This is a genomic window from Pseudophaeobacter sp. (genome assembly GCF_039971195.1).
In the GTDB taxonomy this organism is placed as follows: Bacteria; Pseudomonadota; Alphaproteobacteria; order Rhodobacterales; family Rhodobacteraceae; genus Pseudophaeobacter.
Map to the genome: position 1 here is coordinate 18,288 of NZ_JBDWPJ010000117.1, position 9,970 is coordinate 28,257.

Sequence of the window (9,970 nt, forward strand, 5' to 3'; positions counted from 1 at the left end):
CCTGGCACAACAGGCTCAGAGCCCATCTTCGATCCGGGTGATGAGCGCGGGCAGCTGGCCAAGATCCTCGATGGCATTGTAGCGAGGGCTGTCCTTGGGGGCCTCGGCATATTCCACTTCCCAGACCAGCCCATGCGGCACATAGGTGCCCCAGCCCCCCGCAGTGATCAGCGGCACCACATCCGAGCGCATCGAATTGCCAACCATCATGGCGCGTTCCGGTCCTTCGCCGTGGCGGGTGAAGATCTCGTGGTAAGTCTCGGGGGTTTTCTCCGAGACGATCTCGACCGCGTCAAACAGATCGCCCAGACCGGATTGCGCCAGCTTGCGTTCCTGATCCAGCAGATCGCCCTTGGTCACCAGAACCACCCGGTGGCTTGCCGCCAGCTGTTCCACCGCTTTTTGGGCATGGGGCAGCAGTTCGATGGGGTAAGAGAGCATCATCTGCCCGGCGACAATCAACTCTTGGATGACGCTGGCCGGGACCTGCTGATCGGTGACTTCGATCGCGGTCTCGACCATCGACAGGGTAAAGCCTTTGACCCCATAGCCATAACGCCCCAGATTGCGCTTTTCCGCCGCCAGTAATTTGTGGTCCAGCGCCGTGCGATCAAGCTCTACCGGTGTGTGATCCTGCAAAAGCTCCGCAAAACGGTCCTGAGTCACCCGAAAGAACCGCTCGTTGTGCCAAAGCGTATCGTCGGCATCAAAGCCAATTGTTGTCAAATTGCCCGTCACGGTGCTGTTTCAATCCCTTTTCCTGCGCAGTCTTTACGCTATATAAGCGGGATATAGATTTCCATGCATGACTGGAACCTTTTGCCGATGCCGCTGCTGCCTGTGATGATGTCCAAATTTTCGGACGATGACGATACCGATCTTGGTGTTCTGACAAAGACGCGCCCAAAGACCCAGCGCCCGCCGCGCTACAAGGTGCTTTTGCTCAATGACGACTATACGCCAATGGAATTTGTCGTAATGGTGCTCGAGCGGTTCTTTGGCATGACCCATGCGCAGTCTTTTGAGATCATGCTCACCGTGCATAAAAAGGGCGTCGCTGTTGTCGGTGTCTTTACCCACGAGATTGCCGAGACCAAGGTTGGTCAGGTGATGGACTTTGCCAATCGTCATCAGCATCCGCTGCAATGCACGATGGAAAAAGAAGAATAAAACCAACATCTAAGAGGATGTGCTATGTCCCTGCGCCTGTCCCTGGCCCTTGACGCGGGTGGCTGTGTCCTGCCCGATGAAGGTCGCATAGCGGTCTTTGCGCCGCGTGCCGATCTGGATCTTTCGGCCCTGCCAAAGGAGCGCGTGCTGATCCTGCAGCCACAGCGCCCCGATTTTGAGAGCTTTGAGGCGGCAGGGTTTACCTGCCTGCCCGGTGTCGCCGATCTGCCCGCAGAGGAACGCTTTGCCGCCTCGGTGGTCTTCCTGCCCCGCGCCAAGGCCGAGGCCCGGCTGCTGGTGGCCCAGGCCGAGGCCGTAACCGCGGGCCCGGTGCTGGTGGATGGCGCCAAGACCGACGGCATCGATTCGATTCTGAAACACCTGCGTAAACTCACCGAGACCTCCGCGCCGCTGTCAAAGGCCCATGGGAAGATTTTCTGGTTCCAGGGTGGAAACAATACCCTGGCAGAATGGATCCCCGCCGCGCTTAGCAAGGTGGAGGGCTATGTAACCGCTCCGGGCGTGTTTTCAGCCGATGGTATTGACCCGGCCTCGGCACTGCTGGTGGCAAGCCTGCCGGAAAAACTGGGCCGCACAGTGGCCGATCTTGGCGCCGGCTGGGGCTATCTGTCGTCGCAGATCCTGTCGCGTTCTGGTGTTGAACTGCTGCACCTGGTCGAGGCCGATCACGTGGCGCTGGGCTGTGCCCGGTCCAACGTTCAGGACGCGCGGGCGCAGTTCCACTGGGCGGATGCCCGCAAATGGTCCGCCCCTGAGCAGGTCAATACCGTGGTGATGAACCCGCCCTTCCATGCCGGTCGCAGTGCCGAGCCCGAACTGGGTCAGGCTTTTATCGCGGCGGCGGCCAATATGCTGGTGGCCTCTGGCCATCTGTGGATGGTGGCCAATCGGCATCTGCCCTACGAGACGATCCTGTCAGAGCGGTTTGCCGCCGTGAGCGAGGTGGCTGGTGACAACCGTTTCAAGGTGCTGCACGCCCAACGCCCCCGGCGCGCCAAGCGCTAACCTTCCCTCGCGCGGGGCTGGCAAATTCTCCGTTCCCTATTGGGGCTGCGGGGGCTAGGCTCGCAGTCAAAAGAAACCCTCGGGAGTGTGCAACACATGTCCTTTTCCATCTCTGGCAAGACTGCCATTGTCACCGGCGCCTCCAGCGGCATTGGCCTGGCCATTGGCCGCCAGTTTGTCGCTGCCGGTGCCAATGTGATGTTTGCCGACACCAGTGAAGCGGCTCTGGTCCGCGAATTGGGCGAGCAGCCGGAAGAGAGCAATATCCGCTACTTTGCCGGTGATCTGCGCGAGCGGCTGACCATTGCCAATCTGCTCTCGGCCACCATCGATGCCTTTGATGACATCGATATTCTGGTCAATGGGGCGCGCCAGGTGGTGCAAAGCGATCCGCTGGATCCCAATGACGATTCGCTTGAGCTTTTGCTGACGGAAAACTTGCTGCCCAGCCTGCGCCTGTCGCAGCAGGTGGCGCGGCGGATGATCAAACAGGGGGAGGGTGGCGATGAAGACGCGCCTTTGGGGGCCATCGTCAACCTTTCGTCTATCGCGGCCCGGCGCACCCATCCCGAACTGATGGCCTATTCGGTGGCCTCGGCGGCGCTGGATCAGCTGACCCGCTCGCTGTCAGTTTCCCTGGCACCACATCGCATCCGGGTGAACTCCATCGCCTTTGGTTCGGTGATGAGCGCCTCGATGCAGTCGACGCTGAAGGAAAACCGCAGCTACCGCGACGATATCGAAGAACACACCCCGCTGGGGCGGATTGCCTCGCCGACAGAACTGACCGAAGCAGCGCAATACTTGGCCTCAGATGCCTCCGGGTTTATGACCGGCCAGATCATGACCCTGGATGGTGGCCGCACCCTGCTGGACCCTGTCGCCGCACCGGTCCACTAAGGCCGCCACAAGACCCTAGCTGACAGACCCAGCTGCAAGACACCGTAGAAAGATCCCCGTGATGACTTCCGAAATGAATGAGCAAAAAGCCCAGGCCGCGGCCTGGTTCCGCGCCCTGCGCGACGAGATCGTTGCGGCTTTTGAGGGGCTTGAGGACAGTCATGACACGGGGCCATTTGCGGATCTGCAGCCGGGTCGGTTTGAGGTCACTGAGACCAAACGCGCCGCCGAGGATGGATCGGACGCGGGCGGCGGTTTGATGAGCGTGATGCGCGGTGGGCGTGTTTTTGAAAAGGTCGGTGTCAACATCTCTGAGGTGCACGGCACCCTGGGGGAGCGTGCGCAAAATGCTATGGCGGCGCGCAAGGGGCTGCCGGGCATGAAGGAAGATCCACGCTTCTGGGCCTCGGGCATTTCGCTGGTGGCGCATATGCGCAACCCCCATGCCCCGGCGGTGCATATGAATACCCGGATGTTCTGGACCCCGCATGGCTGGTGGTTTGGCGGCGGATCAGATCTGAACCCCTGTATCGAGTATGCCGAAGACACCACGCATTTCCATGCCCAGCAGCAGCAGCACCTCGACCCGCATGGGGCAGATCTCTACCCCCGGCTCAAGGCCTGGGCGGACGAGTATTTCTACATCCCGCATCGCAACCGCGCCCGCGGGGTGGGCGGCATCTTTATGGATGATCGCAACACCTGTGACTGGGCGGCGGATTTTGCCCTGACCCAGGATATTGGCCGCGCTTTCCTGCCGGCCTATCTGCCGCTGGTGGAAAAGCGCCGGCTGCAGGAGTTTGACGCGGCCGACAAGGACACTCAGCTGGTGCATCGTGGTCTCTATGCGGAATACAATCTGGTCTATGATCGCGGCACCAAATTTGGTCTGGAAACTGGCCATGATGCCAATGCGGTGCTGATGAGCCTGCCACCTATGGCCAAATGGGTCTAAAGCTTCCAGCCCGCAAACCCGCGAAATAACGCCTATTTTTGCGGCTCTGCGGCTTTCCTCTAGGAAAACCCATATCTTCGATAGAGATTAAGAGGGCCGGCCAGATTTGGGCCGGTTCTTTTGCTTTCTTGTATTGGGTTTAGCGATGCGCCATGGTTTTCTAAGTGTTCTGGTCATGGTTGCCCTGGTGAGTTGTGGCCAAAAGACGCCGCCACCGCCGGAGGCAAGTGCTGCCCCAACCCAGCGTCCTAGTGAGGCGCAATTGGCGCAGCTCAATACCTATCCCCGGTTTGGCGACACTGATCCGCATGAATGGACCGGGCGCGGGCCGCGCAGTTATCCGATCCATGGCATTGATGTCTCGCGCTATCAGGGAGAGATCGATTGGCGCGAGGTGCGCCAGGCCGGTGTCTCCTTTGCCTATCTCAAGGCAACCGAGGGTGGCGATGTCGCGGATCCCCGGTTTACCGCAAACTGGAGCGGCGCGCAGCGGGCGGGCGTACAACGCGGCGCCTATCATTACTTTTACTTCTGTCGCCCCGCCGAAGAGCAAGCCCGCTGGTTCATCAAACATGTGCCGCGCGATCCCAATGCGCTGCCGCCGGTGCTGGATATGGAGTGGAACCCGCTCTCGCGCACCTGCACCAAACGTCCTGATGGCCGGGTGGTACGGGCAGAGGCGCGTAAATTCCTGGCGCTGCTGGAGGCACATTACGGCCAGCGCCCGGTGGTCTATACCACGGTGGATTTCTTCTCAGAGACCGGCATTGGCAAGTTGCGCGGCACCGAATTCTGGCTGCGCTCTGTCGCGGGCCATCCGCGTCAGGTCTATCCCGGCGCTCATTGGCGGTTCTGGCAATATACCGGCACCGGAGTGGTGCCGGGGATTGAAGGCGATGTGGATCTGAACGTCTTCCATGACAGCCCCGAAACCTGGTTGCGCTGGTCTGGCCAGCTGTAGCCTAGGACCTGATTGGAAATGCCCGCCCCGTCGCAGGGGCAGGCGCTTTAGTCATGTTGTTCTGCGAGGCGCAGGTGGAAGGTGAGCGGAGGCTAGGCGCGCTTCCAACCGGCTTCTGCCAAGGCCTGACCATAGCCCGAGGCGATGCGCATATCCGGGCCGATCCCTTTGTCCAGAAGAGCCTTGTGCATGTTTTTCAGCTGCCAGCAGGGCACATGCATCACCATGTGATGCTCGAGATGGTAGTTGACCCAATAGGGGGCGACAAACAGCCGGGCGATGGGGCCAGCCTTGGTGGTGCGCACATTCTGCAGCGGGTTTTCTGACTGCTCCACCGCGCCGTGTTCGGCGATGTTGCGCACCCGCAGCACAAACTGAAACCAGGTCAGATAGGGCAGCAGCCAGAAACCAAGCCCCCACCACCAGTCCCCAATCAGGCTCATCGCCAAAGCAATACCAAGGAACACCGGCAGGGATTTCCACAGATGCGGCGCTTTAAAACTCTGCGCAAAATCCGAAGCCGCCGCCTCGATGGCGTCCTCATCTCCTGCGAGGCGAAAACTCATCAGTATCTGACCCACAAGCTGCTTGACCCCGGTTTGGCCGGTCAGGTCGCGGGTGAATTTGCGTTTCAGCGAGGCCTTGGAGGTGGGGAATTTGGAACTCAGCTTCAGATCCGGGTCTTTCTCGGTCTGGGTAAAGCGATGATGCGTCAGATGGTAGTGGCGATAGGCGGCCAGTTCGGCCAGAATAGGTCGCCCACAGAGCCATTCGCCCACAATGTCATTCCATCTGCGGGTTTTGAACAGCGCGTTATGCGCCGCCTCATGCATCAGGATCGCCAGCCCCAGCTGGCGCGAGCCGATCACCAGCACTGCGATGACAAAGGTCAGCGGATTGGGCCAGACCGCAAAAAGCGCCAAGGCGCAGGCGATCACCCCCCAGCAATGCACAACCAGCCACAGGCCCATCGCATCTGACCTTTCGGCCAGGGGGCGAATTTCCTCACTGCTGAGATAAGATTTTCCAGGTGTCATGATGGGCTCCTCCTGGTCGCAGGGTCGCCTGCATCTGGGGAAGCGGTCAAATGGGTCGCCACGTCATACTTTTGCGTATGTCGTGGCGGCATTTAGGGGCGGCATTCAGGAGAGGGGATGACAGGCTTACTGACGCCAGTCAAAAAAACCGGGTCCAGCCGAGGCCAGAAGTTTGGCGGCAATCTCACGCCCCAGCGCCGCCCCGTCTTCAATCGCGCAGCTTTGATCCTCGGCAATGGCTTCGGACCCATCCGGGCGCAGCACCTCGCCGCGCAGCCGCAGAGTACCGCCCTGCAGTTCGGCGAGGCCCGCGATCGGCGTTTCACAGGATCCATCCAGCGCCGCCAGAAAGGCGCGCTCCGCCGCCAGCCGCTGACCGGTGGTCTTGTCATGGATGGCTTCCAGCATTGCCGCCACCCGGGTATCATCGCCCCGTCGCTCAATGCCGATGGCGCCTTGGGCAACGGCGGGCAGCATGTCATTGGCCTCAATCGCGGTGGCAGGCACATCGGCCATGGCCAGACGGTTGAGGCCTGCCATGGCCAGGAAGGTGCATTCTGCCACGCCTTCGTTCAGCTTCTTCAGCCGGGTCTGCACATTACCGCGAAACTCCACCACCTGCAGATCAGGCCGACGGTTCATCAGCTGAGCCCGGCGGCGCAGGGAGGAGGTGCCCACAACCGCCCCGGCTTCCAGATCCTGCAGGCGGGAAAACTTGGGTGAGACAAAGGCATCGCGCACATCTTCGCGTGGCAGGTAGCAGTCCAGCAGCAGCCCCTCGGGCTGGGCCACCGGCATATCCTTCATCGAATGCACCGCAATATCGATGGCACCCGACAACAGATCCTCTTCGATCTCCTTGGTGAACAGCCCCTTGCCACCCAGCTCTTTCAGCGGTTTATCCGCCGCGATCAGCGCCTGATTGTCACCACTGGTCTTGATCACCACGATCTCAAAGGCCACCTCAGCCAGATCAAAGGCTGCAGCCAGACGGCGGCGGGTCTCATAGGCCTGAGCCAGCGCCAGGGGCGATCCACGGGTGCCAATTTTCAGCGGCGAAGCGGGGGAGGGCAGGTTCTGTATCATGCTAAAAGCCCTAGTGCATTTTCGCCAAAAGGGGAAACCGGTTTTGCGGCCCTAAAGGGCAAAAACACAGACAGGCAGCGGCGATTTGCCGTTGCAGGCAGGGGGCAGGCGGGTCTTGACAATTTGTCGCTTTGGGCCGACCTCATGGGCGGAGCAACGAGCAGGCACAAATCGAGGGCATCATGGCTGAACAAAAGAAAATTCTGCGCGCATTGGCAGGCGAGGCCCAGGATGTGCCACCGATCTGGATGATGCGCCAGGCGGGCCGCTACCTGCCTGAATATCGCGCCACCCGGGCCCAGGCCGGGGATTTTCTCAAACTTTGCTACAACCCAGAGCTCGCTGCCGAGGTCACCTTGCAGCCGATCCGTCGCTATGGATTTGACGCGGCGATCCTCTTTGCTGATATCCTGCTGGTGCCCCAGGCGCTGGGCGCGGATCTGTGGTTTGTCACCGGCGAAGGCCCTCGACTGTCGACCATCACCACCCAAGCCGATTTTGCCAAGCTCGGGCCCGTGGCTGACATTCACGAGACGCTCAATCCGATCTATGAAACCGTCAAAATCCTGTCCCGTGAACTGCCGTCTGAGACCACGCTGATCGGCTTTGCCGGCGCGCCCTGGACTGTGGCCACCTATATGATCGCCGGACGCGGCACCCCGGATCAGGGTCCGGCCCATGCGTTGAAGCAAGAAAACCGCGCCCTGTTCGAGGCCCTGCTGACCCGCATCACCGAGGCGACCATCGAATACCTCTCTTTGCAGATCGAAGCGGGCGCCGAAGTGGTGAAGATCTTTGACAGCTGGGCCGGCTCGCTCAAAGGCGAGGATTTCCACAAATACGCGCTGGAGCCCTGCCGCCGGATCACCGCCGCGCTGAAACAGCGCTACCCTGGCATTCCGGTGATTGGCTTCCCGCGTGAAGCCGGCGAAAAATACCTCGGCTTTGCCAAGGAGACCGGCATTGATTGTCTGGCGCTGGACAATTCGGTGGATCCGCTCTGGGCGGCGCAGAATCTGCAGGTTGATGGCTGCGTGCAGGGCAACCTGGCCTCGCGCCATATGGTCACTGGTGGTCAGGAACTGGTGGCCGAAACCCGCGCCATCGTGGAGGCCTTCAAAAATGGGCCGCATATCTTCAACCTCGGCCATGGTATCACCCCGGATGCGGATCCGGAGCATGTGCAGCTGATGATTGATACGGTCCGGGGTGGCTAACTCCGAACCGGACAAGGTGACCCTGCGCTCGGCGCGTCTTGACGACGCGTCGAGCCTGGCTGCCCTGGCCATCGAAGTCTGGACCGGCACCTATCTGCGCTTGGGGATAAATGGTTTCTTTGCCGATTATATCTTTTCCGAACTGATCCCAACGCGTTTTGAAGCCCTGCTCGGACAAGACAGCGAGACCTTCATTGTGTCGCAAAACAGCCAGGGTATCGACGGGTTTATCCGAATTTCTAATGGGGTCCCCCCGCCCGCAGGGCCGGGTTCCGAGGTTGAGATAGCCACGCTCTACGTGCAGCCCCGCCATCATGGCCGCGGAGTAGGTCAGGCGCTGCTGGGCGCTGGATTGCGCCACTGTGCCAGCCTTGGCGCGGCCTCTCCCTGGCTCACCACCAATGCCGAAAACACCGCGGCTATTGCCTTTTACCAGCGCATGGGCTTTGAAATCACCGGCCGCACGCATTTCACAATCGGCACAGAATGCTACCCAAATGAGATCCTCACCTATCAGCCCTGACTCCACACGGTGGTATCACCTTTCCAGAAATATTCCGGGGGAGCGACCCCAAAGGGGCGCGGGGGCAGCGCCCCCAATCCCCTCTCCACCTTGCAATTGCCCCAGCTTTGGTGCATCAGCGCCACTTCCGCGTAGTGACGCATTCCCAGATCTTAAGGCAGCCCCATGGACTACGGAAAATCCGGCAACCCCAAAAAGGGTGGCAATACCCCGCGGCACGCCGAACACAATGCCAAGGGCAGCCGCAAAAACCCCTATGGCAAATCCGAGGACAAATCGGCGCTTTTGGCCCGGATGAAAGCCGCAGCAGAGGCCAAAGCCAAGGGCTGATCTCTGTATTTTGCGCAAAAGAAGCCCCGTACAACAGCTAGCTGTGGCAAGGGGCTTTGGGGAAACGAGCCCGGCTTAGCTGGTCAGGCTGCGGGCGATCAGCTCTTTCATGATCTCGTTTGATCCGCCGTAGATTTTTTGCACCCTTGCATCGGCATACATGGTTGAGATCGGATACTCCGACATATAGCCATAGCCGCCAAACAGTTGCAGGCATTCATCTATGGTGTCGCATTGCATCTGCGTCACCCACCATTTTGCCATCGAGGCGGTGGTGGCATCCAACTCGCCGCGCAGATGTTTGGCCACACAATCATCCAGAAACACCCGGGCGATATGGGCAATGGTCTTGACCTCTGCCAGCTTGAACCTTGTATTCTGCATCTCCAAGAGCGGCTTGCCAAAGGCTTTGCGCTCGGCGGTATAGGCCACGGTTTCCTCCAGCGCCTTCTCCATGGCGGCGGCCCCGCCAAGAGCCACCACCAGGCGTTCCTGTGGCAGTGATTTCATCAGCTGATAGAAGCCCTGGCCCTCACTGCCGCCAAGCAGGTTTTCCGGTGGCAGTCTCACGTTGTCAAAGAACAACTCCGATGTGTCTTGGCTTTTGAGGCCGAGCTTTTCCAGATTGCGCCCACGGGAAAACCCCTCTGCCGTGGCGGTTTCCACCATCATCAATGAAATGCCCTTGGCGCCGAGACCGGGATCTGTTTTGGCCACCACGATGATCAGATCGGCCTGCTGGCCATTGGTGATAAAGGTCTTGGA

At 60.1% G+C, this 9,970-nt stretch carries 12 protein-coding genes; 8 read left to right on the plus strand and 4 right to left on the minus strand.

The genetic code is table 11. From position 1 onward, the window contains the following. Nucleotides 1–15: 15 nt before the first annotated feature. Nucleotides 16–738 (minus strand): HAD family hydrolase, encoded by a 723-nt coding sequence (locus ABJP42_RS10295; protein WP_348340221.1) that lies wholly within the window; start codon nucleotides 736–738, stop codon nucleotides 16–18. A gap of 87 nt (nucleotides 739–825) precedes the next feature. Between ABJP42_RS10295 and clpS the strand changes: the two genes are divergently transcribed. The 5 genes from clpS (at nucleotide 826) to ABJP42_RS10320 (ending at nucleotide 5,012) form a co-directional block, all read left to right on the plus strand. Continuing rightward, nucleotides 826–1,170 carry an ATP-dependent Clp protease adapter ClpS gene (gene clpS, locus ABJP42_RS10300; RefSeq protein ID WP_490363210.1) on the plus strand — a complete coding sequence of 115 codons (345 nt, stop codon included), beginning with the start codon at nucleotides 826–828 and terminating at the stop codon, nucleotides 1,168–1,170. 24 nt (nucleotides 1,171–1,194) lie between these two features. Further along, nucleotides 1,195–2,196, plus strand: coding sequence for a class I SAM-dependent methyltransferase (locus ABJP42_RS10305; RefSeq protein ID WP_348340223.1), 1,002 nt, complete (start codon nucleotides 1,195–1,197; stop codon nucleotides 2,194–2,196). A gap of 96 nt (nucleotides 2,197–2,292) precedes the next feature. Beyond that, on the plus strand, nucleotides 2,293–3,096 hold the full coding sequence (locus ABJP42_RS10310) for an SDR family NAD(P)-dependent oxidoreductase (RefSeq protein ID WP_348340224.1): 804 nt from the start codon (nucleotides 2,293–2,295) through the stop codon (nucleotides 3,094–3,096). Between the two features lie 61 nt (nucleotides 3,097–3,157). Continuing rightward, nucleotides 3,158–4,051, plus strand: a complete 894-nt coding sequence (hemF, locus tag ABJP42_RS10315) for an oxygen-dependent coproporphyrinogen oxidase (RefSeq protein WP_348340232.1) — start codon at nucleotides 3,158–3,160, stop codon at nucleotides 4,049–4,051. 145 nt (nucleotides 4,052–4,196) lie between these two features. Next, nucleotides 4,197–5,012, plus strand: a complete 816-nt coding sequence (locus tag ABJP42_RS10320; RefSeq protein ID WP_348340225.1) for a glycoside hydrolase family 25 protein — start codon at nucleotides 4,197–4,199, stop codon at nucleotides 5,010–5,012. Nucleotides 5,013–5,104: 92 nt separating this feature from the next. Here the strand turns inward: ABJP42_RS10320 and ABJP42_RS10325 are convergent, their stop codons facing one another. Both ABJP42_RS10325 and hemC read right to left on the minus strand, forming a co-directional pair. After that, a complete protein-coding gene (locus tag ABJP42_RS10325) occupies nucleotides 5,105–6,049 on the minus strand; it encodes a fatty acid desaturase family protein (RefSeq protein ID WP_348340226.1) in 945 nt (314 codons plus the stop codon). 126 nt (nucleotides 6,050–6,175) lie between these two features. Then, the gene (hemC, locus tag ABJP42_RS10330) at nucleotides 6,176–7,135 is read right to left on the minus strand and encodes a hydroxymethylbilane synthase (protein WP_348340227.1); all 960 of its coding nucleotides are present in this window, start codon (nucleotides 7,133–7,135) and stop codon (nucleotides 6,176–6,178) included. A 182-nt stretch (nucleotides 7,136–7,317) separates the two neighbouring features. Here hemC and hemE point away from each other — a divergent pair, with 182 nt between their 5' ends. From hemE to ABJP42_RS10345, 3 genes are all read left to right on the plus strand, one after another. Beyond that, nucleotides 7,318–8,352 carry a uroporphyrinogen decarboxylase gene (gene hemE / locus ABJP42_RS10335; protein WP_348340228.1) on the plus strand — a complete coding sequence of 345 codons (1,035 nt, stop codon included), beginning with the start codon at nucleotides 7,318–7,320 and terminating at the stop codon, nucleotides 8,350–8,352. Continuing rightward, complete coding sequence (locus tag ABJP42_RS10340; protein WP_348340229.1) at nucleotides 8,345–8,875, plus strand: GNAT family N-acetyltransferase; 531 nt, start codon at nucleotides 8,345–8,347, stop codon at nucleotides 8,873–8,875. The genes hemE and ABJP42_RS10340 overlap by 8 nt, the downstream gene beginning before the upstream one ends. Before the next feature lie 165 nt (nucleotides 8,876–9,040). Continuing rightward, nucleotides 9,041–9,205, plus strand: coding sequence for a hypothetical protein (locus ABJP42_RS10345; RefSeq protein ID WP_348340230.1), 165 nt, complete (start codon nucleotides 9,041–9,043; stop codon nucleotides 9,203–9,205). Nucleotides 9,206–9,280: 75 nt separating this feature from the next. Here the strand turns inward: ABJP42_RS10345 and ABJP42_RS10350 are convergent. Beyond that, nucleotides 9,281–9,970 (minus strand): acyl-CoA dehydrogenase family protein (locus ABJP42_RS10350; protein WP_348340231.1); only part of this gene is annotated, 690 nt, incomplete at its 5' end.

Bases quoted from the DNA above. Each gene is read 5' to 3' on its own strand.
- hemF (WP_348340232.1), top strand. From the start codon at position 3,158: ATGACTTCCGAAATGAATGAGCAAAAAGCCCAGGCCGCGGCCTGGTTC.
- ABJP42_RS10325 (WP_348340226.1), bottom strand. From the start codon at position 6,049: ATGACACCTGGAAAATCTTATCTCAGCAGTGAGGAAATTCGCCCCCTG.
- hemC (WP_348340227.1), bottom strand. From the start codon at position 7,135: ATGATACAGAACCTGCCCTCCCCCGCTTCGCCGCTGAAAATTGGCACC.
- ABJP42_RS10320 (WP_348340225.1), top strand. From the start codon at position 4,197: ATGCGCCATGGTTTTCTAAGTGTTCTGGTCATGGTTGCCCTGGTGAGT.
- ABJP42_RS10305 (WP_348340223.1), top strand. From the start codon at position 1,195: ATGTCCCTGCGCCTGTCCCTGGCCCTTGACGCGGGTGGCTGTGTCCTG.
- ABJP42_RS10345 (WP_348340230.1), top strand. From the start codon at position 9,041: ATGGACTACGGAAAATCCGGCAACCCCAAAAAGGGTGGCAATACCCCG.
- hemE (WP_348340228.1), top strand. From the start codon at position 7,318: ATGGCTGAACAAAAGAAAATTCTGCGCGCATTGGCAGGCGAGGCCCAG.
- clpS (WP_490363210.1), top strand. From the start codon at position 826: ATGCCGCTGCTGCCTGTGATGATGTCCAAATTTTCGGACGATGACGAT.
- ABJP42_RS10310 (WP_348340224.1), top strand. From the start codon at position 2,293: ATGTCCTTTTCCATCTCTGGCAAGACTGCCATTGTCACCGGCGCCTCC.